This is a genomic window from Virgisporangium aliadipatigenens, assembly GCF_016863615.1.
GTDB classification, from domain to species: Bacteria; Actinomycetota; Actinomycetes; order Mycobacteriales; family Micromonosporaceae; genus Virgisporangium; species Virgisporangium aliadipatigenens.
Window position 1 is genome coordinate 107,214 of the sequence record NZ_BOPF01000019.1, and the last position, 24,032, is coordinate 131,245.

At 72.8% G+C, this 24,032-nt stretch carries 19 protein-coding genes and 1 pseudogene; 15 read left to right on the plus strand and 5 right to left on the minus strand.

Annotated elements, in window-relative coordinates:
* Nucleotides 1-2: 2 nt before the first annotated feature.
* Nucleotides 3-497 (minus strand): CorA family divalent cation transporter, encoded by a 495-nt coding sequence (locus tag Val02_RS25065; RefSeq protein ID WP_203901645.1) that lies wholly within the window; start codon nt 495-497, stop codon nt 3-5.
* Nucleotides 498-763: 266 nt separating this feature from the next.
* Between Val02_RS25065 and Val02_RS25070 the strand changes: the two genes are divergently transcribed.
* The 4 genes and pseudogenes from Val02_RS25070 to Val02_RS48700 form a co-directional block, all read left to right on the plus strand.
* On the plus strand, nt 764-1,918 hold the full coding sequence (locus Val02_RS25070) for a site-2 protease family protein (protein WP_203901646.1): 1,155 nt from the start codon (nt 764-766) through the stop codon (nt 1,916-1,918).
* Nucleotides 1,915-3,312, plus strand: coding sequence for an MBL fold metallo-hydrolase RNA specificity domain-containing protein (locus tag Val02_RS25075; RefSeq protein WP_203901647.1), 1,398 nt, complete (start codon nt 1,915-1,917; stop codon nt 3,310-3,312). The genes Val02_RS25070 and Val02_RS25075 overlap by 4 nt, the downstream gene beginning before the upstream one ends.
* A gap of 80 nt (nt 3,313-3,392) precedes the next feature.
* Nucleotides 3,393-3,791, plus strand: coding sequence for an Hsp20/alpha crystallin family protein (locus Val02_RS25080; protein WP_203901648.1), 399 nt, complete (start codon nt 3,393-3,395; stop codon nt 3,789-3,791).
* 81 nt (nt 3,792-3,872) lie between these two features.
* Nucleotides 3,873-4,013 (plus strand): annotated as a pseudogene (locus Val02_RS48700) (BON domain-containing protein); the annotation flags it as partial.
* 293 nt (nt 4,014-4,306) lie between these two features.
* On the opposite strand, the gene Val02_RS25090 reads toward Val02_RS48700, so the two are convergent.
* Nucleotides 4,307-4,972, minus strand: coding sequence for a CBS domain-containing protein (locus Val02_RS25090; protein ID WP_203901649.1), 666 nt, complete (start codon nt 4,970-4,972; stop codon nt 4,307-4,309).
* Between the two features lie 299 nt (nt 4,973-5,271).
* Between Val02_RS25090 and Val02_RS25095 the strand changes: the two genes are divergently transcribed.
* The 8 genes from Val02_RS25095 (at nt 5,272) to Val02_RS25130 (ending at nt 16,249) form a co-directional block, all read left to right on the plus strand.
* Nucleotides 5,272-6,120: a universal stress protein gene (locus tag Val02_RS25095; RefSeq protein WP_203901650.1), complete on the plus strand. Its 849-nt coding sequence runs from the start codon at nt 5,272-5,274 to the stop codon at nt 6,118-6,120.
* A gap of 29 nt (nt 6,121-6,149) precedes the next feature.
* A complete protein-coding gene (gene pflB, locus Val02_RS25100) occupies nt 6,150-8,405 on the plus strand; it encodes a formate C-acetyltransferase (RefSeq protein WP_203901651.1) in 2,256 nt (751 codons plus the stop codon).
* A complete protein-coding gene (gene pflA / locus Val02_RS25105) occupies nt 8,402-9,148 on the plus strand; it encodes a pyruvate formate-lyase-activating protein (protein WP_203901652.1) in 747 nt (248 codons plus the stop codon). Before pflB ends, pflA begins: the two co-directional genes overlap by 4 nt.
* Before the next feature lie 158 nt (nt 9,149-9,306).
* Nucleotides 9,307-10,704, plus strand: a complete 1,398-nt coding sequence (locus Val02_RS25110; protein WP_203901653.1) for a cytochrome ubiquinol oxidase subunit I — start codon at nt 9,307-9,309, stop codon at nt 10,702-10,704.
* Nucleotides 10,705-10,716: 12 nt separating this feature from the next.
* The gene (gene cydB, locus Val02_RS25115; protein WP_203901654.1) at nt 10,717-11,721 is read left to right on the plus strand and encodes a cytochrome d ubiquinol oxidase subunit II; all 1,005 of its coding nucleotides are present in this window, start codon (nt 10,717-10,719) and stop codon (nt 11,719-11,721) included.
* Entirely contained in the window at nt 11,718-13,358 is a 1,641-nt protein-coding gene (cydD, locus tag Val02_RS25120) for a thiol reductant ABC exporter subunit CydD (RefSeq protein ID WP_203901655.1), read from the plus strand. The genes cydB and cydD overlap by 4 nt, the downstream gene beginning before the upstream one ends.
* Nucleotides 13,355-15,223: a thiol reductant ABC exporter subunit CydC gene (cydC, locus tag Val02_RS25125; protein WP_239153314.1), complete on the plus strand. Its 1,869-nt coding sequence runs from the start codon at nt 13,355-13,357 to the stop codon at nt 15,221-15,223. Before cydD ends, cydC begins: the two co-directional genes overlap by 4 nt.
* A gap of 63 nt (nt 15,224-15,286) precedes the next feature.
* Nucleotides 15,287-16,249, plus strand: coding sequence for a hypothetical protein (locus Val02_RS25130; protein ID WP_203901656.1), 963 nt, complete (start codon nt 15,287-15,289; stop codon nt 16,247-16,249).
* 12 nt (nt 16,250-16,261) lie between these two features.
* On the opposite strand, the gene Val02_RS25135 is transcribed toward Val02_RS25130, so the two are convergent.
* A complete protein-coding gene (locus Val02_RS25135) occupies nt 16,262-16,651 on the minus strand; it encodes a MerR family transcriptional regulator (protein WP_203901657.1) in 390 nt (129 codons plus the stop codon).
* Nucleotides 16,652-16,710: 59 nt separating this feature from the next.
* On the opposite strand from Val02_RS25135, the gene Val02_RS25140 reads away from it, so the two are divergent.
* Nucleotides 16,711-17,625, plus strand: a complete 915-nt coding sequence (locus Val02_RS25140) for an NAD(P)-dependent oxidoreductase (protein ID WP_203901658.1) — start codon at nt 16,711-16,713, stop codon at nt 17,623-17,625.
* A 183-nt stretch (nt 17,626-17,808) separates the two neighbouring features.
* Here Val02_RS25140 and Val02_RS25145 read toward each other — a convergent pair whose 3' ends face one another.
* Nucleotides 17,809-21,585: a S8 family serine peptidase gene (locus tag Val02_RS25145; protein ID WP_203901659.1), complete on the minus strand. Its 3,777-nt coding sequence runs from the start codon at nt 21,583-21,585 to the stop codon at nt 17,809-17,811.
* 397 nt (nt 21,586-21,982) lie between these two features.
* Here Val02_RS25145 and Val02_RS25150 point away from each other — a divergent pair, with 397 nt between their 5' ends.
* Nucleotides 21,983-22,273 (plus strand): peptidoglycan-binding protein, encoded by a 291-nt coding sequence (locus Val02_RS25150; protein ID WP_203901660.1) that lies wholly within the window; start codon nt 21,983-21,985, stop codon nt 22,271-22,273.
* A gap of 105 nt (nt 22,274-22,378) precedes the next feature.
* Here the strand turns inward: Val02_RS25150 and Val02_RS25155 are convergent, their stop codons facing one another.
* Nucleotides 22,379-23,068, minus strand: a complete 690-nt coding sequence (locus tag Val02_RS25155; RefSeq protein ID WP_203901661.1) for a hypothetical protein — start codon at nt 23,066-23,068, stop codon at nt 22,379-22,381.
* A gap of 95 nt (nt 23,069-23,163) precedes the next feature.
* Between Val02_RS25155 and Val02_RS25160 the strand changes: the two genes are divergently transcribed.
* Nucleotides 23,164-24,030, plus strand: a complete 867-nt coding sequence (locus Val02_RS25160) for a GNAT family N-acetyltransferase (protein ID WP_203901662.1) — start codon at nt 23,164-23,166, stop codon at nt 24,028-24,030.
* Nucleotides 24,031-24,032 lie beyond the last annotated feature (2 nt).

The window sequence follows — 24,032 nt, forward strand, 5'->3', positions numbered from 1 at the left end:
GTTCAGAGCCGGTCCCGGCGCCGGAGAACCGTGTACAGCGCGAGGGAGGACGCCACCATCAGACCGATCGACGCCACCACGCCGGCCGGCTGACCGGAACCCGGGAAGGGCACGTTCTGCCCGTAGAAACCGGTGATGGCGGTCGGCACCGCAATGATGGCCGCGACCGGCGAGACTCGGGGGCGGCCGAGCCGCGCGGCGATCGGATACGCGGTGACGAACAGGTGTGTGCCGTAGCGGCGCAGGCTCGGCCGGTCCGGCCCTTCGAGGGCGTCGACCAACGCCAGGTCGTGCAGGTCCGGCGCGGGGTCGAGCGCCTCGATGTCGTCGGTGCCGGCATCGACGACGTCCAGCCACGCCGTGGCGCCCGGTTCACGGGCCGCGTGCACAGCGTCGGCCAGTGTGCCGCCGTCGCGGGCCGAGACACCGCCGCGGTACAGCCGAATCCGCGCCGACCCGCCGGCGGTCGGACCCGCGACGGATGCCCCGGCCCGCATGACTCGAGCCTCCACCGGCCCGCACGCACCGGCAAGGGCCACCCGACCCGGTCACCGTACGGCTGTTCGTCCTGGCCCGCCGCCACCACCCGGCGGCGCCGAGCCAGACCGGCGGCTTCCGGTGCCGCGACGGCCCGGACCCTCTCGTCCCGGATCCAGGCGAATGTGGCTCAGGCCGGGCAGCCGGGTCGGCCGGGACGTTCGGCCCTCATGGCGCGGGCCGGCCGGGGCGACGGTCGAGGTGTCACGCGACCGGGGAGGACACGATGAAGCAGACGGTGCGCATGGGCCGTGTCGCCGGGATTCCGATCGGGTTGCACTGGTCCGTGCTGGTCATCATGTTCCTGCTGGCGCAGGGTCTGGCGATGGTGGCGTTGCCCACCGGTGCGCCCGGCCGGCCCGCGTGGCTCTACTGGGGCGTCGCGCTGGGCACCGCCGCGCTGTTCCTCGCCTCGCTGCTGGCCCACGAGTTGGCCCACGCGCTGGTGGCACGTCACTACGGGATCCCCGTGCGGCGGGTGACCCTGTGGCTGCTCGGCGGAGTGGCCGAACTCGACGGCGACCCGCCGACGCCGACCGCCGACCTGCGGGTCGCGGCCGTCGGACCGTTGACCAGCGCCGGTATCGGCGGCGTCTGCTTCGCCGCGGCGCTCGCCGTTCGGTCGCTCGTGTCGCCGGTCCCGGTCACCGCACTCGCCTGGCTGGCGACCATCAATCTGTTGCTGGCCGTGTTCAACATGATTCCGGCCGCGCCGTTGGACGGTGGACGGGTGCTGCGCGCGGCACTGTGGCGCTGGCGCGGCGACCGGGCCCGCGCGGTGGTGGCCGCCGCCCGCGCCGGGAGCTTCGTCGGCGGTGCGCTCGTGGTCTCCGGCCTGATCGTCATGGTTCTCGGCGACCTGTCCGGGCTGTGGCTCATCCTGGTGGGCTGGTTCGTGGCCGGGGCGGCACGGGCGGAGGAGCGTGCGGCGCGGGTCGACCGTCTGCTCGGCCCGCTGCCGGTGCGCGCGGCGATGGATCCGTGTCCACCCACAGTCGCCGACGACGTGAGCATCGCCGAGTTCGTCGACGCCGTCGCGGCGCGCTCGCGGCACCGGACCTTCTTCGTCGTGGACGCCGGCGGCCATCCGGTCGGCACGGTCGACCTGGAGTCCTGCGGACGGTTCTCCGCGTGGGACCGGCGCACGATGTCGATCGGCGCGGCCAGCCGGCCCGTGCACGGCGCGTTCGCTCCCGACCTGCCGCTGTCGATGGCCGTCCCGTCCGTGCTGTCGCGGCTCGGTCCGCTGCCGGTCGTCGACGGCGAGGTGCTGGTCGGGCAGCTGGCCGCCCGCGACATCGAACGGATGCTGGAGTTGACCGCCCTGGGGGTGCGCCCCGGCGCGCACGACCCGGGGGCATCGTCTCGGAGGTCGTCATGAACACCGCCGTGAGTTTTCTGGGCGCCGCGCGCACCGTCACCGGCAGCCGCTTCGCCGTCACCGCGCCGTCCGGCCGGACCGTGCTCGTCGACTGCGGGATGTACCAGGGCGCGCGGGAACTGCGCCGGCGCAACTGGTCGCCGTTCCCGCTGCGGGTGGAGGGCATCGACGCGGTCGTGCTGAGCCACGCCCACCTCGATCACTGCGGCTGGCTGCCGCGCCTCGTGCGCCACGGCTACCACGGTCCGGTGCTGTGTTCGCCGCGCACCGCCGAGGTCGCCGCGATCGTGCTGCGCGACGCGGCACACCTGCAGGAGGAGGACGCCGCCCACGCCACCCGGCGCGGGTCGAGCCGACACACCCCGGCGCTGCCGCTGTTCGACACCGCCGACGCGGAGAAGGCGATCGACCTGTTCCGGCCGGTGCCGTTCGACCGGATGACGCCGATCGGGGCGGACGCCCGGGTCCGACTGCGCCCGGCCGGCCACATCCTCGGATCGTCCACTGTGGAACTGGAGTCCGGCGGGCGGACCGTCGTCTTCAGCGGCGACCTCGGCCGCGACGACCATCCGCTGCTGTGCCCGCCGCAGCCGCCACCGGCCGCCGACGCCGTCGTCGTGGAGTCGACCTACGGCGATCGCCGGCACCCGCCACGCACGCTGCACCACCTCGCTGAACATGTGGAGCGCGCGCTCGCCCGCGGCGGCACGGTGCTCGTGCCGGCGTTCGCGGTCGACCGCACGGCCGTGCTGCTGATGGCGCTGCGCGACCTGATGCGCTCCGGCGCGCTGCCGACGGTGCCGGTGTACGTGGACAGCCCGATGGCACAGGCCGCCCTGGAGGTGTACCGCGCCGCCGTGCGCGCCGGCGACCTGCAGATCCGGGACGAGGTGCGCGGCCGCGCGCACGACCCGTTCGACCCGGGGGAACTGCGGTTGGCCCACAGCCCGCAGGAGTCCGCGGCACTGGACCGGCTGACCACGCCGTCGATCCTCGTCTCCGCCTCCGGGATGGCCACCGGTGGTCGCGTCCTGCACCACCTCGTACACCTCGCGCCGAACGCCCGGAACCTGATCCTGCTACCCGGCTTCCAGGTACCCGGCACGCGGGGCCGCGCCATGCTCGACGGCGCCGCCGCCATCAAGATCTTCGGCGAGTACGTGCCGGTGCGGGCCGAGGTGGCCGGCCTGGACGACCTGTCCGCGCACGCCGACGCCGAGGGTCTCCTCGCGTGGCTGCGCGGGATGCCGGCACCGCCGCACACCTGCTACGTGGTGCACGGCGAACCGGCCGCCGCCGCAGCGCTCACCGCCCGGATCCGGCACGACCTCGGCTGGTGCGCCGTCGTGCCGGAGCTGGGCGAACGGGTGCTCGTCCAGGGTCGAGCGGCCTAGCCACGCACGGGCCTTCCGCCCTGTCCGCCGGCCGGTACCGCGGATGCAATGGAGACAACAGGCGAATGGAGGTGTTATCGATGGCTCCGCTGCTGCCCCGTCTCTTCGCCGACGTCGGCGGACTGTTCGAACCCGAGTTCCCGTTCCGGCTCTCCTCGATGATGCGGGTGGAAGACACCCTGACCGACGAGGAGTACACGGTTCGCGCCGAACTGCCCGGCCTCGACCCGGAGAAGGACGTCACGCTCACGGTGACGGACGGCATGCTGGTGATCCACGCGGAGCGCCGTGAGGAGGAGAGGACGTCGACCCGTTCCGAGTTCCGTTACGGCGTCTTCCAGCGAACGATCCGGCTCCCCGCGAACGCCGACGAGGAGAAGATCGCCGCGGCCTACGACAAAGGGATCCTGACGGTGACCGTGCCGTTGACCGCGCCGACGGCGAGCAAACGGGAGATTCCGATCGGCAAGACCGGTTGATCCCGAGCGCGCAACCGCCGGTCGACCGTTCCGGTCGGCCGGCGGCCGTATTCGGAGGCAGGCAATGTCCGATAGGAGATCGTGGAACGGAGCCTGCTGCTCGAACCGACCGACATCGCCGTCACGGTCGACGACGGCGTCGTCACCCTCACCGGCACCGTCGACCGCCGCTCCACGGCCCGGATCGCGGTGAGCCTCACGCGCGCGTTCGCCGGCGTGGTGGACGTCGTGGACGGGCCGCGGCCGTCAGTCCAGGTACTTCTGGCCCAGACACAGCACGAACAGCACCGCGAGCGTGCTGAACAGCAGAATGATCGACCAGCCCAGGACGCGCCCGCGGTGCGGGTCTTCCGGTTCCCCCGACATCGGTCGATCGTTACACACTCGTCGATGGGCCGCTGCCCGGGCCGCACCGTCACGTGCCTGCGAAGTCCGTTCGCCGGACCGGGCCCGGGTCGCGACGCGGCCTCCGACACCGCCACCCGCGCTCGTCGACGCCGGCCGGTCGAGCCGACTCAGCCGAGGCCGACACTTGCCAGCGGGCCGTCGTCGTGGCGCCACGCGATGCGGTTCTCCACCGCGACGACGCCCTCGACGCTGCCGGCCGCCTCGGCGACGTCGTTCGCCGTGGAGCGCAGCCGCACCTCGCCGTCGAGCGCCACGACGCCGTCGTGCACCTCGGCCGTGACGTCGTCGCCCGCCCCGGCCGGCAGCGCGTCGGCCGTGACGTCGCGGGCGATGTCTCCCTCCGGCCGCAGGAACACCCGCAGCAGGTCGCGCCGGGTCACCATGCCGACGAGCCGGCCCAGGTCGTTGACGACGGGCAGCCGGTGCACACCGGTCGACTCCATCAGGTGCACGGCGGCCTTGACGGAACTGCTCGACGACACCGACACCGCCGGTGCGCTCATCAGGTCCCCGGCCACCACACCGGCCGCCTTCGCCGCCTCCTGGCGGTGCGTCAGGCGTTCCCACAGCCGGGGCCGCTCGACGGCGAACTCCAGCTTGTACATCAGGTCCGTCTCGGACACGATGCCGAGCACCCGGTTGTCCCGGTCCACCACCGGAACGGCGCTGACCGACGCGGCGTCCATGGCGTCGACCACGGTCCGGAACGGCGTGTCCGCGGTCACCGACACGACATTGGTGGACATGACGTCGGTAACGGCAAAGCCGCTCATGACGACCTCCTCGAAGGCTTTCGATGCTTCCGCCGTGACGCTAACGGCGCGTCCGCCCACGGCGTCAGTGCTGCTGGTCCCCGCGCGCCCGGACCTTGGTCCGCCGCCTCCGTAGGGCCGATGTGCCCTGGGCGTGAGCGTGCGCGAGGAACGGCGCGGTCGTCACCTCCGACGGCGGTTGGAGGGCCTGATCGGGTTCGGGTCCAAAGTCCCCCCGCCCGATGGCGGTCGGCCCTGCGGGGATCGACGCCGCCGGATCAGGCTGGAGGCGAAGAGCGCGAGTCCCGAGGGAGGACGCCATGGAGCGCAACGAGATCGTCGTCGGGGTGGACGGTTCCACCCAGAGCCGCGCCGCACTGCGCTTCGCGGCCGCCGAGGCCGCCCGTCACGACGCGGCGCTGCGCATCGTCGCGGCGTACGAGACGGACGTCCGGGCGGCCCGGTTCGGTGGGGCGGAACGGCTGGAGCAGGTCGTCCGCGAGCTCTCCGAGGAGATCGTCGCCGAGGCCGTGGCGGAGGTCCGCACCGCAACGGCCACCGGCGCCGCGATCGCGGGAACGCCCGGGCACGTGCTCCTGGACGCCTCGCGCGGCGCGCGCCTGCTGGTCGTCGGCAACCGCGGCCACGGCGGCTTCGGCAGCCTGCTGCTCGGCTCGGTGAGCCAGCACGTGGCGCTGAACGCACAGGTGCCGGTCGTCGTGGTGCGCGGCAACGCCGAACCGGCCGGCCGTCCGGTCATCGCCGGCGTGGACACGCTCGAGCGCGCCGACGCCGTCCTGGGCGTCGCCTTCGCGGAGGCTGCCGCGCGCGGCACGGGTGTCGTGGCGGTGCACGCCTACCGGGTGCCGGTGCCGGCGTGGACCATCACGTACGCGCCGATCCCGGGCGAGGCCGAGGCGATCCGCCAGGCGGCAGCCGAGGACCTGGACACCGCGCTGGCGTCGTGGCGGGAGAAGTACCCGAGCGTGCCGGTGGAGGCGTTGGTGGGCCGGGGCAGCGCCGCCCGCATGCTGGTCGACATCTCGCACAGCGGCGCCCTGGTCGTGGTCGGCTCGCGCGGCCACAACGCGACCGTCGGTGCCCTGCTGGGCTCGGTCGCGACGCAGCTGCTGCACCACTCCGACAGCCCCGTGCTGATCGCGCACTGACCCTCCACTGTGGATAGAAGGGCTGACCGATGACCGAGACCGTGACCACCGTCGCACCCACCGCCTGGCGCGGGTTCCAGGGCGGCCGCTGGCGGGACCGCGTCGACGTGGCCGACTTCGTGCGCGCCAACGTGCGCCCGTACAGCGGCGACGCGGCTTTCCTGGCCGGGCCGACCGGCCGCACGAGCGCGCTGTGGAACGCCCTCACGGCGATGTTCCCCGTCGAGCGCGAACGCGGTGTGTACGACGTGGACGCCACGACCCCGGCGGCCATCACCGCGCACGCGCCCGGCTACATCGACCGGGACAACGAGCTCATCGTCGGCCTGCAGACCGACGCGCCGCTGAAGCGGGCCATCATGCCGTTCGGCGGGCTGCGCATGGTCGAGTCGTCGCTGGCCGCCTACGGCTACGAACTGGACCCGACGCTGCGGCGCGTCTTCACCGAGTACCGCAAGACGCACAACGCCGGCGTGTTCGACGCCTACACGCCGCAGATCCTGGCCGCGCGCAAGGCCGGCATCGTCACCGGCCTGCCGGACGCCTACGGCCGGGGTCGCATCATCGGCGACTACCGGCGGGTGGCGCTGTACGGCGTGGACTTCCTCGTCGAGGCGAAGCGGCTGGAGAAGTCGGGGCTGGACGAGCGCCCGGCCATCGCCGACGTGATCCGTGACCGCGAGGAGCTGTCCGAGCAGATCCGCGCATTGGGCGAACTGAAGCAGATGGCCGCCTCGTACGGGTTCGACATCTCCGGGCCGGCGCGCACCGCGCACGAGGCGGTGCAGTGGCTGTACTTCGCCTACCTCGCGGCGACCAAGGAGCAGAACGGCGCGGCCATGTCGCTCGGCCGCACGGCGACGTTCCTCGACTGCTACCTCGAACGGGACATCGCCGAGGGGCGCCTCACCGAGGAACGCGCGCAGGAGCTCATCGACGACCTCGTCATCAAGCTGCGCATCATCCGGTTCCTGCGCACGCCCGAGTACGACCAGCTCTTCTCCGGCGATCCCACGTGGGTCACCGAGTCGCTGGGCGGCATGTCGGACGACGGCCGCACGCTGGTGACCCGCACGTCGTTCCGCTATCTGCAGACGCTCTACAACCTGGGGCCGGCTCCGGAGCCGAACCTGACCGTGCTGTGGTCGCCCTCGCTGCCGGCCGGCTTCAAGCGGTTCTGCGCCCAGGTGTCGCTGGACACCAGCGCCATCCAGTACGAGAACGACGAACTGCTGCGCCCCTACCTCGGCGACGACGCGGCGATCGCCTGCTGCGTCTCGGGCATGCGCGTCGGGCGGGACATGCAGTTCTTCGGCGCCCGGGTGAACGCGGCCAAGGCGCTGCTGTACGCGGTCAACGGCGGGCGCGACGAGGTGAGCGGCGCACAGGTGGCCCCGCCGAGCGCACCGTTGACCGGTGACGTGCTCGAATACGACGCGGTGCTGGCCGCCTACGACCGCACGCTCGACTGGCTCGCCGCGACGTATGTCGACGCCCTCAACACCATCCACTACATGCACGACAGGTACGACTACGAACGCCTCGAGATGGCGCTGCACGACTACCCCGTGCGCCGCTTCCTGGCGTGCGGCATCGCCGGCCTCTCCGTCGCGGTCGACAGCCTCTCGGCCATCCGCTACGCGACGGTCACGCCGGTGCGCGACGCGGCCAGCGGCCTCGTCGTCGACTACGTGGTCGACGGGGAGTTCCCGACGTACGGCAACGACGACGACCGCGCGGACGACATCGCGGTGTGGCTGGTGCAGGCGTTCATGGACAAGGTGCGCAGCCGCCCCACCTACCGGGACGCCATCCACACCCAGTCGGTGCTGACCATCACGTCGAACGTCGTCTACGGCCGGCACACCGGCAACACGCCCGACGGCCGGCGGGCCGGCGAGCCGTTCGCCCCGGGCGCCAACCCGATGAACGGCCGCGACCGCCACGGGCTCGTCGCCAGCGCCGTGTCGGTGGCGAAGCTGCCGTTCGAGAGCGCGCGCGACGGCATCTCGCTGACGAGCACCATCACCCCGGACGGCCTCGGCCGCACCCGGGACGAGCGGATCACCAACCTGGTCGGCGTGCTCGACGGCTACACCACCGCCGGCGGCTTCCACATGAACGTCAACGTGCTCGACCGGGAGACCCTGCTCGACGCGATGGCCCATCCGGAGAAGTACCCCCAGCTGACCGTGCGCGTCTCCGGCTACGCCGTCAACTTCGTGCGCCTCACCCCGGAACAGCAGCGCGACGTCATCAACCGCACGTTCCACGACAAGTCATGACCGCACGCACGTGGCGCGAGGTCCCGGGAGTGCTGCACTCCTGGGACCTCTCCACCGGCGTCGACGGGCCGGGCACCAGGTTCGTGGCGTTCCTCGCCGGGTGCCCGTTGCGCTGCCTCTACTGCCAGAACCCGGACACGTGGCACATCCGCGACGGCGATGCCACCAACGCCGGTCAGGTCATCGACCGCGCCGCCCGCTACGGCCCGTTCACGACCCGGGGCGGCGGGCTCACGCTCAGCGGCGGCGAACCGCTGCGCCAGCCGGAGTTCGCCGGGGCGCTGCTGACCGGCGCGAAGGAGGCCGGCCTGCACACCGCCCTGGACACCTCCGGCTTCCTCGGCGCGCGGGCGAGCGACGCTCTTCTCTCGCACACGGATCTGGTGCTGCTGGACATCAAGTCCTGGAATCCCGTCACCTACAAACGGGTCACCGGCGTCGAACTCGAACCCACGCTCGCCTTCGCCGAACGCGTCGCCGGCCTGGGTGTGCCGATGTGGATCCGGTTCGTCCTCGTGCCGGGGCTCACCGACGCGCCGGAGAACGTCGCCGGGCTCGCCCGCTTCGCCGCCGGACTGTCCACAGTGGAACGCGTGGACGTGTTGCCGTTCCACCGGATGGGCGCCGCCAAGTACGAACGCCTCGGAATACCGTTTCCACTCGAGGACGTGGCGCCTCCCCGTTCCGAGCTGATCGCCCGCGTGCGCGAACAGTTCGCCGCGGCGGGGCTCGTCGTCAGCTGACCGGGTCGCCAACCGGATCACATCAGTGACAGGCCGCGGCAGCCCCTTCGGAGGTCGCGGTCGACAGCACGGCGGTCCGTGGCGGACGGGACCTTGGTCCCGCGCCCTCGGTGCGGGTGACTCTGGGGACGGCCGCGGTCGTTGTTGATCCTGATCGGGTGGATGCCTTGGACCTGGCGCGGTGGCAGTTCGGCATCACCACCGTGTACCACTTCATTTTCGTGCCGATCACCATCGGACTGTCGGCGCTCGTCGCCGGCCTGCAGACCGCGTGGGTGCGGACCGGGAAGGTCGAGTACCTGCGGGCGACGAAGTTCTGGGGGAAGCTGTTCCTGATCAACTTCGCCATGGGCGTAGTGACGGGCATCGTGCAGGAGTTCCAGTTCGGGATGAACTGGTCCGCCTACTCGCGCTTCGTCGGCGACATCTTCGGCGCGCCGCTGGCGATCGAGGGGCTGCTGGCGTTCTTCCTCGAGTCGACGTTCCTCGGATTGTGGATCTTCGGGTGGGACCGGCTGCCCAAGAGGCTGCACCTCGCGGCGATCTGGCTCGCCTCGATCGGCACCCTGCTGTCGGCGTACTTCATCCTCGCGGCGAATTCCTGGATGCAGCACCCGGTCGGGTACCGCTTCAACGCCGACACCGGCCGCGCCGAACTGACCGACTTCTGGGCCGTCCTGACGAATTCCACCACGCTGGTCACGTTCCCGCACACCGTCACCGCGTGTTTCCTGACGGCCGGCGCGCTGATGCTGGCCGTGAGCGCGTGGCACCTGCGGCGCGGCCGGCAGCCGGAGGTGTTCCGCCCGGGGCTGCGCCTCGGCGCCTGGGTCGTCATCGTGGCGGCGATCGGCGTCTTCGTCACCGGTGACCTGCAGGCGCGCATCATGACCGAACAGCAGCCGATGAAGATGGCCGCCGCGGAGGCGCTCTACGAGACGGACAAACCGGCGAGCTTCTCCATCTTCACGATCGGCTCGCTGGACGGGCGCGAGGAGGTCGCGAGCGTGCGCATCCCGTCGCTGTTGTCGTTCATGGCGACCGGGTCGCCGTCCGGCGAGGTCGAGGGCATCAACGACATCCAGGCGCAGTACGCGGCGCGGTACGGCGAGGGTGACTACGTGCCCTACGTTCCCGTCACGTACTGGTCGTTCCGGCTGATGATCGGGTTCGGGGCGTTGGCCGCGCTGATCGCCGCGCTGGCGCTGTGGCGGACCCGACGCGGACGGGTCCACAGTGGACGATGGCTGTGGATCGCGGCGACGTGGGCCGTGTCGTTGCCGCTGCTGGCCAACTCCTTCGGCTGGATCTTCACGGAGATGGGCCGCCAGCCGTGGTCGGTGTTCGGGGTGTTCAGGACCGCGGACGGGGTGTCGCCGAGCGTCTCCCCCGGCGAGGCCGCCACGTCGCTGACCGTGCTGACGCTGCTCTACGGGGTCCTGGCCGTCGTGGAGTTCGGGCTGCTGCTGCGCTACTCGCGCGCGGGCGCGCCCGAGATCGAATCCCCGGCGGAGTCGGACGACGAGGCCGACCGTCCCCTCGCGTTCGCGTACTGAGGAGCCTTTGCGATGGAACTGACAACCGTCTGGTTCGCCCTCATCGGGGTGCTGTGGGCCGGGTACTTCGTGCTCGAGGGGTTCGACTTCGGGGTGGGCATGCTGCTGCCCCTGCTCGGCCGCGACGAGACCCGCCGGCGCGTGCTCATCAACACGATCGGCCCGGTCTGGGACGGCAACGAGGTGTGGGTGCTGGTGGCCGGCGGTGCCACCTTCGCGGCGTTCCCCGAGTGGTACGCCACCCTCTTCTCCGGCTTCTACCTGCCGCTGCTGCTCATCCTGGTGGCGCTGATCCTGCGCGGCGTCGCCTTCGAGTACCGCGGCAAGGTGGACAGTCCACAGTGGAGACGGCGCTGGGACGCGTGCATCATCGGCGGGAGCCTCGTGCCGGCCCTGCTGTGGGGTGTGGCGTTCGGCAACATCCTGCGCGGAGTCCGGCTCGACGCGCGGCACGAGTACGTCGGCGGCTTCTTCGACCTCCTCAACCCCTATGCGCTGCTCGGCGGTGCCACGACGTTGACGCTGTTCCTCTTGCACGGCACCGTCTTCGTGGCGTTGAAGACCGACGGGCCGATCCGCCGGGACGCCGCGCGCCTCGCCGTCCGCCTGGCCGGCCCGACCGTGGTGATCGCCGCCGGGTTCCTGCTCTGGACGCAGCTGCGCGACGACGACACCGGCGGCTGGATCCTCTCCGGCCTCGCGGCGCTCGTCCTGCTCGCGGCCGTCGCCGCGATCCTGCGCGAACGCGAGGGGCTCGCCTTCGTCGGCACCGCCCTGACGATCGTGCTCGCCACGGCGGCGCTGTTCGTCACCCTGTTCCCCCAAGTGATGCCGACGACGCTGCCCGGCGGCGAAGGGCTGACGGTGACCAACGCGGCCTCGACGCCCTACACCCTCACGATCATGACCTGGGTCGCGATCGTCTTCACCCCGCTCGTGCTGTGCTACCAGGCGTGGACGTACTGGGTGTTCCGCAAGCGGATCACCGTCGAGCAGATCCCGCCGGTGCACGCGTGAAGCCCCTCGACCCCCGGCTGTTGCGCCACGCCGGGGCGAGCCGCGGATTCCTGATCCTGTCGGTCGTGCTCGGCGTGACGCTCGCCGGACTCGTGGTGGCCCAGGCGAGCCTGCTCGCCACCGGCATCACCGCCGTCTTCCTGGACGGGGCGCAGGTGTCCGCTCTCGGTCCCGTGCTCGCCGGCCTCGCCGCCGTCGTCGTCGCCCGCGCGGCGGTGGCGTGGGCGCAGGAGGTCGCGGCGGTCCGGGCGAGCGCGGCGGTCAAGAGCCAACTGCGGCGGGCGTTGCTGGCGCGGCTCGTCGCGGACGGGCCGGCCGGCAGCGGTCGCAGCGGCGAACTGGCCACGCTCGCCGTGCGCGGCCTCGACGCGCTCGACGGCTACTTCGCGCGTTACCTGCCGCAGCTCGTGCTCGCCCTCGCGGTGCCGGCCGTCGTGCTCACCCGCATCGCGCCGGCCGACCTGCTCGCCGCCGCCACGATCGTGCTGACGCTGCCGCTGATCCCGCTGTTCATGGCGCTCGTCGGCATGCACACCGAGGCGACGAACCGGCGGCAGTTCCGGACTCTGGCCCGGCTGTCGCACCACTTCCTCGACGTGGTCGCGGGCCTGCCGACGCTGCGCGTCTTCGGCCGGGCCCGGGCCCAGGAGGCGACCATCCGCGAGGCCGGCGAGCAGTACCGGCGGCTGACCGTGCGCACGTTGCGGGTCGCGTTCCTGTCGGCTCTGGTGCTGGAGCTGCTCGCCACCCTTTCCGTCGCGCTCGTCGCGGTCGGCATCGGGTTGCGGTTGGTATCGGGGGAACTGACGTTGCACACCGCGCTCGTCGTGCTGATCCTGGCGCCCGAGGCGTACCTGCCGCTGCGGCAGGTCGGGGCCCAGTTCCACGCGAGCGCGGAGGGCCTGGCGGCGGCGAACGACGTCTTCGCGGTCCTCGACGCGCCCCCCGCACCCTCCGGCACCGCGCCAGCATCCTTCGGCGCAATCCGCTTCGACTGCGTCACGGTCGAACGCGCCGGGCGGGACCGGCCGGGCCTGCCACCGTTCAGCGCCACGGTGCTCCCCGGTGAGTTCGTGGCGCTGACCGGGCCGAGCGGCTGCGGCAAGTCCACGGTGCTCGACGTGCTGCTCGGCTTCACCGCGCCGAGCGATGGCGCCGTGACCGTCGACGGACGACCACTGTCCGAAGTGGACACCGCTGCCTGGCGCCGGACGGTCGCGTGGCTCCCCCAGCGTCCCACCCTCTTCGCCGGGACGATCCGCGACAACATCCGCCTCGGCGACCCGCACGCCGCCCCGCGACAGGTCCGCACCGCGGCCGCGTCGGCCGGTGCGCTGGAGTTCGTCTCCGCCCTGCCGAACGGCTTCGACACGGTGCTCGCCGACGACGGGGCGGGGCTGTCGGCCGGGCAGCGCCAGCGGATCGCGCTCGCAAGGGTGTTCCTGCGTGACGCCCCGCTGGTGCTGCTCGACGAGCCGACCGCGAACCTCGACGCCGAGACCGCCGCCGTCGTGCGCGACGGCATCCGCCGGCTCGCGGTCGGGCGTACCGTCATCATGGCCGCACACCGGCCGGACCTGATCGCGCTTGCCGACCGGGAACTCCGCGTCGGCGCGGTCGCGGAGCCGGCCCGATGACCCGACCCGTGGCTCCGCGGCAGGCGGCTGCCACCGCCGCCACGACCACTGCCCCCGACCCGGCCGGCAAGGCGAGCCCGGCGCACACGCCCGACGAGATGACAGCGAGCGGGGCAACGGCTGACCCGAGCGGGGCGACCACGGACATGAGCCCGCCGACGGTTGACGCGAGCGGGGTGACCGCGGGCGCGAGCGGGGTGACGCGTGTCGCCGGCGGGTGGGCCGGTGTGCTCCTGACCGCCGCGCGGCCGGCCGGGCCGATGCTCGTGCTCGCCGTCGTCGCGGGGGTGGGCGCGGCGGGTGCCGCGATCGGGCTCATCGCCACATCCGCGTGGCTCATCTCGCGCGCCGCGCTGCACCCGCCGGTGCTGCACCTGATGGTGGCGATCGTGGCCGTGCGGGCGTTCGGGATCTCCCGGGGCGTACTGCGCTACCTGGAACGACTCGTCGGGCACGACGCGGCGCTGCGCACACTGACCGAGCTGCGGGTGCGGGTGTTCAGGGCGCTGGCCGAGCGCGCGCCGGCCGGGCTGGCGGCGTTCCGGCGGGCGGATCTGGTGCAGCGCCTCGTCGCCGATGTCGACGCCGTCGTGGACGTCCTGGTGCGGGTGCTGCTGCCGGTGACGATCGCCGCCGTCGTCGGTGCCGGTTCGGTGCTGCTGGTGGGCTCGATGCTGCCGGCCGCCGGGGTCGCGCTGGCCGTGGGGCTGCTCGTCGTGTGCGTCGGGGTGCCGCTGCTCCAGGGGCTGGTCGCGCGGCGCGCCGACGGCCTGCTGGCGCCGCTGCGCGCCGAACTTTCCACCGGCGTCGTGGACCTGCTGCACGGCCTGCCCGACCTGATCGCCCACGGCGCGGCCGGGGCCCGGCTGGCGGCGGTGGCGGACACCGACGCGCGGCTGCGCGCCGCCGAACGCCGCTCGGCCGCGGCCACCGGCGTCGGCGCGGCGGTGACCGTGCTGAGTTCCGGGATCGGCATGCTCGTCGGGCTGGTCGCCGGCGCGGTGGCCGTGCGTGCCGGGCGGCTCGACGGCGAACTACTCGCCGTCGTCGTGCTCACGCCGCCTGCCGTGTTCGAGGCGGTCTCCGGTGTGCCCGCCGCCGCGCAGCGCCTCGCCGGGGCACGGGAGGCGTTGCGCCGCATCGCCGCCGTCTTTGCCGCACCACTGCCCGCGACCGAACCCGCCGACCCCGCGCCGCTGCCGACCGGTCCGCACACCCTGCGGCTGGCGGGGGTGCACGCCGGCTGGTCCGCCGACCGGCCGGTGCTGCGCGGGTTCGACCTGACGCTCGAACCCGGGCAGCGGATCGCGCTCGTCGGGCCGAGCGGAGCCGGCAAGAGCACCGTGGCTGCGCTGCTCGTGCGCTTCCTCGACCCGACCGCCGGCCGGATCACCCTCGACGGCGTGGACCTGCGCGACCTGCGCGGCGATGACGTGCGCCAGGTGATCGGATATCTCGGCGAGGACGCCTATCTCTTCGACACCACGGTCGAACGCAACCTGCGCGTCGCGCGCGCCGACGCCACCACGGCCGAGTTGGAGGAGGCGCTACGCGCCGCGCGGCTGCTCGACTGGGCGCGTGCGCTCCCGCAGGGCCTCGGCACCCCGGTCGGCGAGCACGGCGTGCTGCTGTCCGGCGGCGAACAGCGGCGGCTCGCACTGGCCCGTGCGCTGCTGATGCCGTTCCCCATCATGATCTTGGACGAGCCGACGGAACACCTCGACGAACGGACGGCGGCCGAACTGACCGCGGACCTGTTGAGGGCCACGCGCGGGCGGACCGTGCTGCTCATCACCCACCGTACCGAGGGTCTGTCCGATGTGGACAGTGTGGTCCACGTCGGACGGGGATGCGCGCCGAGGTAGTGCGATCACCCGACGACACGGGTCCACGTGGCGTTTCTCCGCCGCGCGGCCTACAGTTCCCGGATGCTCGACCGGCTCGGACTGACCGACCTGCAGGAACGGCTCTACCGTTCGCTGCTCGACGAACCGTCCTCAGTGGACGCTCTGGCGCGCAGGCTGGCCGTCACACCGGCGGACGTGACGAACGCCGCCGAAACCCTGCAGGACCACGGACTGATCACCCTCGACGACGGGTTCGCCCGGGCGGCTCCGCCCGACCTCGCCATCGACTCGCTGATCCTGCACCGCATGCACACGTTGCAGGAGGCCCGCGTCGAACTGCGCCGCTGGGCCGAACAGCACACCAGCATCCGCATCAGCGAGCCGGGCCTGCAGGCGGTGGTCGGCGGCCCGGCGATCCTGCGGGCGTTCGAACGGTTCCAGCGTTCGACCCGCACCGAGATGCTCGGCTTCGACCGGCCGCCGTACGCCGCGAAGCAGTACGACAACCCGATCCAGCACGAACTGCTCTCCCGCGGCGTCGTGTACCGCATCGTCTACGACCGGCGCGCGCTGGAACAGCCCGACGCCGCTACGAAGATCGGCCGCCTCGTCGCCCTCGGCGAGCAGGCCCGCGCCGCGCTCGACGTACCCTGCAAACTCGCCGTCTCCGACCGCCGCTCGGCGCTGCTGTCGTTCCCCCGGCCCGGCGCGGGCGGCGAGCCGTGGGCGCTGCAGGTGCAGGGTGACGCCTGGGTCGAGGTGCTCGTCGCACTCTTCACCCAGGTGTGGGAGCGGGCCAGCCCGCTGCGCCTGGCGCCCGCCGGCGACGCCGTCGAGGACCTGGACCGCTGGGCGGTGCCGACGCCGATGGACCGGCGCGTCCTGTCGCTGCTGATGACCGGCCTGCCGGACAAGGCGGTCGCGTCGCAGTTGGGGATGTCGCTGCGGACCGTGCAGCGCCGCCTGCGCCAGCTGATGGACGTCACCGGCAGCGCCACGCGCATGCAGCTGGGCTGGTACGTGGCGAAGAACGACTGGCTCTAGGTGGACAACTGCTCAGGCCGGCTGGCAGGCGTCGACGCGGCGGGCGGCCGGACTGCCCGCGCCGGCGATGATGGCGTCCAACACGCGGCGGGCGGCCTGAAGGTCGTCGATGGCCTCGGTCAGCCGCTCGCGGTCCTGGAGCAGGACGGTCGACAGCTCGGGGCAGGCGGGGACGAGCGCCTCGCCGTCCGTCACCATGCACGGCAACACCTCGCCGATCGTGACGGTGTTGAGCCCGGCGGCCAGCAGGGTCCGGATGTTGCGCACGGTACGCACATCGGTCTCCACGTACTCCCGGTAGCCGCTGGGCCGCCGCGCCGGGCGCAGGAGATCCTGCTCCTCGTAGTAGCGCAGGGCCCGTTCGGTCGTGCCGGTACGGCGGGCGAGTTCACCGATTCGCATGTGACCCCCAACACTGCTGATTGACTCTGACGTCCACGTGAAACTCTACGTTCACGGCCATGACCGAACCTTCCCGCTCCGGCGATGACCGTTCAGCCGTCACGATTCTCGGCCTCGGCCGGATGGGCACGGCCCTTGCCGGCGCTCTGCTGTCCGCCGGGTACCGGACGACCGTGTGGAACCGTACCCCCGGCCGCTCCGCCGACCTTGTGGCCCGCGGCGCCGCCGAGGCCGAATCCGCCACGGCCGCCGTACTCGCCAGCCCGTTGGTACTCGTCACGCTGCTGGATTACGACGGCGTCGCCGAACTCCTCACGCGCACCGCGCAGGCGCTTCCCGGCCGCACCGTCGTCAACCTCACGACCGGCACCCCGGACCAGGCACGGGCCATGGCAGCACGGTGGGAAGAGCGGGGCGCACGGTACGTCGACGGTGCGATGATGGCCGTGCCGCAGACCGTGGCCACACCCGAAGCATTCTTCCTCTACAGCGGCAGCCGGGAAGGCTTCGAATCGCACCGGCACGTGTTGGACCGCTTGGCCGCCGGCCACTACCTGGGCCCCGACCCCGCCGCCGCCGAACTGTGGGACACGGCGTTGCTCGGCAGCGGCTACGCCGCCCTCACCGGATTCCTGCACGGCGCCGCCCTGCTCGACACCGTCGGCGTCCCGGCGGCACGCTTCGTCCCGCTCGTCACGCAATGGCTCGAGGGAATCGCCGCGTTCATGACCGACCTGGCGACCGAGATCGACTCGGGCGCCTACGCGGAGAGTTTCTCGCCGGTCGGAATGAACCGGATCGCGGTGGCCAACATCGTCGGAGTCAGCCGGAGCCAGGGCGTCGACGCGGAGGTGCACGCCCCGCTGCGCGCGCTGCTTGACCGGCGCGTCGCCGACGGCCACGGTGACGACAGCTTCGCCAGCCTGTTCGAGCTGTTGCGCAGTCGGGCTGCGCCGTGGTCGGGCGGTGCATGAGATTCCCGCCGCAGCCGTGTCCACAGTGGATGGTCGGGCGGGGCGTCTCCCCAGACCGCCCCGCCCGCTTCCCCACCACCCCCTGGTGTACGGCCGGGGCGGGGCGGCCTCCCCAGACCGCCTCGCCCCGCCCCGGCCCGATGCGGCCGTCCGGGTGGCGGGGCCCGGACGGACGCCGTTCCATCAGGTCATGCGCGAACCCACCACCACCGTGATCGTGATCGGGGTGGCCGGCGTGCGTGGCGTGTCGTTGCCGACCATCACCACCGCGGTGTACGTGCCCGGTGCGAGGCCAGTGGTGTCGACCGTCAGGGTCAGGTCGGCGTGGCCGTCGGCGGGTACCGTGCCGGCGTTCCGGCCGAGGGTCAGCCAGGGGACGTCGCTGTAGGCGGGCGTGGCGCCGTCGATGCGGTACACGCTGCCGGTTTCCAGTGCGGTGCGGCGGCCGGCGAGCCAGATGTTCCCGGACGGGTCGAGGTCCATGCCGGCGGCGCTGCGGTCCGCGGGGTCCGGGTCGGCCACCGAGCCCTGCACCGCGCAGGTGTCCGGGTCCAGCGCCCAGATGCGTTCCTTGTCGGGGTCGACGTCCTGGTTGTTGGCCCACAGGAGGTGCTTGTCGGCGTTGTAGGCCAGGCCGCGCACCTCCTGCACGCCGGCCGGTTTGCAGGAGGAGAGGACCGCCCCCGGTTCGGGGTGGGACAGGCCCGCGATGCGAAGGATTGTCTGCTGCGAGGAGTCCGCGAGGTAGAACGTGTCGTCCGCCGCCCGGTACGCCAGCCCGAAGTTGAAGTCGCCGCCCCAGTCGCCGTCGAGCGTGGACACGAGTTCCAGCGTCTCCGGATTGAAGCACTGGATCGGGAACCGGAACTCGATGGTCTGGTTCACCCCGCACATCAGGTCCCGCCCCGGCACGTACGCCAGGTCGCCGAGCTTCGCCTCGAACCCGGTCTGCCCGATGCCGATGAGCTTCCCGTCGAGCGTGTACCGGCCGATGCGCCGCCACACGAACGAGTCCGGGATCCACAGTTCGCCGTTGCGGTAGGCGACGCCGCCCGCGCGCTCGATGGCCGGCACCGGCATCGTCTGCAACACCTTGCCGGGCTCGGTGGCCGGCGGCACCGGTGCGTTGATCTCCTGTGCGGTCCAGGCGGTCGGCATGCCGCCCCGGTTGTTGAGACCCACGGTGCGGGTGCGCGTCTTCCCGGCCGGAACGGTCATCGTGACGTCGGAGCCGGCGACCTTGAGCGTGCCGGCGAGCAGCGGGAGCTTCTCCTCGCGCAGCGCACCGGCCGGCACGTCGAGCGTTCGGGACAGGGTGCCGTAGCCCCGGTGGCCGGCGACCAACTGCGCCGCCCCGGCGGCAAGCCGCACCTGGAAGAAGCCCGTCCCGTCGGCCACGACCGACGACGTGGGCCCACCGGAGGAGAACGCCACGATCGCCCCGCCCACCGGCTGCCGGTCGTTCGCGTCGAGCACGGTGCCGCGCAGCAGCCCGGTGCCGGGGATGGCGAACGAGACCGCGACGTCGTCGGAGAGCACCGGCTCGTCGGCCGAGTACGTCAGCGGCCCGAACGCCGCACCGCCGCCGATCCCCACGAGCGCGCTCCCGCCCGCACCGGCACCGGTGCCCAATCCCTTGTACTGCAGGGTGATCCGGCCGTTCTCCCCGAGGATCGCCTGGATGTCGACCCGGGCCCCGGACGCCTTGACCAGCACACGGCTCCACGTGACCACGAACCGGCGGTCGGTGCCGGAGCCGACCGTACGGGTGCGTACGGACGACTTGGCGTCGAGTTTCAGCTCGTCGCGGAAGGCGTAGACGGCCGGATCGGTGTCGGCGGACGGCCCGAAGGTGAGGTAGCCGTCGGTGTGCACGGTCACCGACCGGTACGTGCCGGCGTAGAAGCTCACCGGGAACGGCAGCGCGACCGGTTCGGCGGTCGAGGAGAGCTCGATGCCGCCGCCGATCCAGTCGGCCGGCTCGACCGAAGCCGTGTAGCCGTACGGGTTCGTCTTGGCGAGAAGTGCGACCTCGACGTTCTCCGGCCCGTCGACGGTCACGTCCACCACGCGGTCGGCGAGCCAGCGCCCGTACGACACGCGCAGCGCGTGCTCCGCCTCCGGCAGCCAGATCGCGAACGCCCCCTGCGCGTCGGTGACGGCGCTGACCTCCGGATGTTCGACGGCGGCGACGGTGGCGCCGGCGACCGGCCGGCCGGCGGGGTCGCGCACCACGCCGCGCACCTGCTGCCAGGGCGCCGTCGCGGTCAGGTCGAAGGCGAGGGTGGCCGCGCCGTCGCGCCCCACGGTGACGTTCTGCCGGGCGGTGACCCGGCCGAAGAGGCTCGCCACGACCGTGTAGTCGCCGGCCGGCACGCGCCCGAGTTCGACCCGGCCGGCGGCGTCGGTGCGGCCGCCGCGGGTCACCCGCTCACCGCGCAGCGCCACCTTCACCCCTTCGAGCGGGGCGCCCGCGCCGGTCACCGTCGCGACGACCCCGTCGGGTCCGACGCTCGGCGCGCTCGCGATGAGGTCGAACGCGTTGAGCCTGCCCTCCCCGAACACCGGATTGTCCGCAGGCGTGCCGCCGCACGTGAGGTCCGCCGCGTCCGTGGCGCTGGCGTCCAGCAGCTTCCGGGTGGTCTCGACGTCGCGGCGCAGGTTCGGGACGGCCGACCACAGCAGCGCGATCGTGCCGGCGACGTGCGGGGCGGCCATCGAGGTGCCGTCCATCAGCGCGTACACGCCGCCCGGGTAGGCGGACGGGATGTTCACGCCGGGCGCGGCGATGTCCGGGCGGGTGCTGCCGTCGCGACCCGGCCCGCGCGAGGAGAACGCGGCGATCGCGCCGGTGGAGTCGTAGGCGCCCACGCCGTAGGCGAGGAGGCTGCTGCCCGGGTAGCCGGCGGTGCGGCAGCCGTTCTCGCCGTCGTTGCCGGCCGCGAAGACCGGGAAGATGCCGGCCGCGCGCCAGGTGTCGATCATCTCGTCGAACCAGGGGTTGCCCTCGTCGGGGCCGCCCCACGAGTTGTTCACGACGTGCGGGGCGAGGTCGGGGCGGGGGTTGCGGCCGTTGAGGTCGGTCGGGGCCAGCATCCACTGCCCCGCCTTGAGCAGGGCCGGGTCGCTGCACGAACGCGCCTCGCAGCCCTTCGCCGCGATCCACTTGGCGCCGGGCGCCACCCCGGGAACCGCCGCGGCGCCGTCGTCGCCGACCATGGTGCCGATGGTGTGCGTGCCGTGGCCGTTGTTGTCGCAGGGTTTCAGCGACGGGTTCCCGCACACCTTCGACGGGTCGTACCAGTTGTAGTTGTGGTCGAACGTGCCGTTGCCGAGGTTGCCCCGGTACTGGCGCACCAGCGCCTGATGGTCGAACTGCGCGCCGGAGTCGATGCTGCCGACGACGATCTCCTCGCCCCGCACACCGAAGTCGTGCCAGACCCGGTCGGCGCCGATCTGGGTCAGGTTCCACGGCAGGTCGACGTCCGATGCGCCGGCCGCCGCCACCCGCTGCGGCTCGGCGGTCATCACGTGACCCACCGGGTCGATCCGGCTCACCTCCGGCCGCGCCGCCACCTCCCGCAGCAGCGCGGCGTCGCCGGTGACCTCGATGACGTTGGCGATCCAGAACGGCGTGTACGTCGCGCCGCGCGCGTCCAGCAGCCGCCGCACGTCCCGCTGGGTCCGCTCGGCGTGGTCGACCTTCGCGCGGTACACGGAAGACGTTCGACCGGAACGCTCCGCGATGCTCGAGGCGGCACCCAGGTCCGCCTCGCCGGCGACGGTGACCAGGACGGTGGCCGTGCCCGTGGCGGCGAGATCGCGGTCGACCTCGCCCGCGACCTTGGCGGCCGGCGAGCCCTGCGGATCCTCGACGGCCGGCTCGGCACGCGCCGGCGCCGGCGCGAGAACGGCCACGGCGAGCGCGGTGACGGCGGCCGTCAGACGGCGACGCAACATGTGTATTCCTCTCCGGACGGCCGCAATGGGCACGGTCGTCGATGCGATTCTGCGGCCGGCCGCCACCGACGGCAGTACCCGGGCGCTGGCGGAACGAGGACATGGCGGCAGCGCGCCACTTTTGCTACGTGCGCGTTTCCGCCGGCGCCCTGGGCCTACTCGTAGGAAATGGCGCGCAGCACGTCCGTGCGGGCGGCGCGGACGCCAGCGTCGTGACGCCGTTGCCCCGCAACGCCCGCACCGCGGCCGCCGGTCGGCCGGAGCCTAGGAACCGGACACAACCGCCCACGCCTTGGCGGGACCCTGAGAGGTGGATCTCAGGGGACGCTCATAGGTTTCCCTGAGGTACCGCCACGCTGCGCCGACCAGACTCGGGTCAGGAAGCGAGGAGGTCGCCATGTCCGTTCGTCGCACACTCAGCGTGGTCGGTGCCGTGCTGGCCGGCACGGTCAGCGCGTCCGAGGGCGCCGCCCCGCCGGCCGATCCGGCCACCGTTCGGGCGCTGCTCAGTGAGATCGGCATGCTGCGGCGCGACGCCCGGGAGGCGGAGGTGACGGCAGCGCTGCGCCGGTTCCAGGCCGGGGTGGGGCTGACCGTCGACGGCACCGCCGGGCCGCAGACCTGCCAGGCGCTGGCCCGCTACGCCCGCGAGGCACGCGAGCTGCACGACCTTGGCCTGGCCGCGTAGCAGTACCCGGTGGTGAAGCCGAGCGCGACGACGACCGTCGCCCAGGCGACCCACCACTTCCACATGGACCGTAGTATCGGCGCCCGTCGCTGACCGCGCTGCCCCTCAGGCCCGCGCGGCGTCGTACCTGCGCAGGACGACGATGACGACGACGAGGTTCAGCACCAGGAAGCCGACCGCCGCCGCGGCCGGGACGGCGGTCAGCTCACGCCAGCCGGCCGCATCGCCGATGATGGCGAGGCTCGCGGTGATGACGCCGCCCGCCTGCACGAGGGCCAGCACGGTCGGGTTCAGCAGCCGGCCGCGGTCCAGGCAGCCGAACGCCAGCGCCACCAGCGGACCCACGGCTACCACCGGTTGGACGGCGTCCTTCATCGGCACCAGGTCGAGCCAGGTGTCGAGGACGAGGCTGCCGACCCCGAGGGCGACTGTGACACCGGCCGTCAGCATCGCCACCAGCAGCCAGTCGAAGCCGCGTCCCGGCGCCGCTTGCTTCTCCGGCGGGTCGACGGGCTCCGGGGCCGGTGCCGGCTGCTCTGCGGTGCCGGTGATGCCGAACAGCTCGACGGCGCAGGAGGCGAACGTCTCGCGCGCGGCTTCCAGCTGCGCCGTCGCGTCATCGAGCCGGCGGCACAGGTCGTCGAGCCCGTCGGCGATGCCCCGCGCGCCCAGGCCGGCGATCCCCGTGTGCAGTTCCGTCGCGTGCGAACGGGCGGTCGACGCCGCCTCGAGCACGCGTGTGAGTTCTGCCGCGGTGTCCGTCAGATCGGTCCGCAGCGTCTTCGCCGAAATCATTCGTTCTCCCCGTGATCGGACTACAAGATCGTCGATCGGCCGCCGTTCGTCAAACTCGGGTGCGCGCGGTCGGCCCGTGGTGTCTGATCGGGGGCATGTCGATCGACCGCACCGCGCCCGGTGTCGACGGGCTGCCCGACGTCGTTGATGCGATGCGCGAGTGGCAGGACGACGCGGCGCCGTTCCAGCCGCATCCGGGGGACCTGGGCTGGCTGTGGCGCTTCGGCGCGGAGGCGACGGCCGCCGCCGTGCGCACGTGGAGCCGCGCCGGCCGGATTCTGGCCGCCGGCATGCTGGACGGCTCGGCGATGCTGCGCCTGGCCGTCGCGCCGGATGTTCAGGGGGACGAGGAGCTGGCGCGGGCGCTGGTCGAGGATCTGACCCGGCCGGAACGCGGTGTGCTGGCCGCCGGCAAGGCCAACGTGGAGGCGCCGGCGGGTGCGCTGATCCGGGACCTGCTGGGTGCGCGGGGCTGGGGCGTCGACGAGCCGTGGCAGCCGCTGCGCTACGACCTCGCCGAGCCGGTGCCGGATCCGGGTGTGCGGGTCGAGGCGATCGGGCCGGATCGGGTGCACCTGCGCACCGCCGTGCAGCGGGCGGCGTTCGACAACTCGACGTTCAGCGACGAGCGCTGGCGTGCCATGGCCGCCGGGCCGGCCTATGCCGACGCGCGCTGCCTGGTCGCCTTCGACGAGCGGGGCGACGCGGTGGCGGCGGTGACCGTGTGGTCCGCCGGACCGGGCCGGCCCGGGCTGCTGGAGCCGATGGGCGTGCACCGCGAGCATCGCGGTCGGGGCTACGGCCGGGCGATCTCGGTCGCGGCGGCGGGTGCGCTGCGGGAGTTCGGCGCGTCGAGCGCGCTGGTGTGCACGCCGTCGTCCAACGTCGGGGGCGTCGCCACGTACCGCTCGGCCGGGTTCCGGCCGCTGACCGAGGTCCGCGACCGCTGCCGGCTCGCCTGACC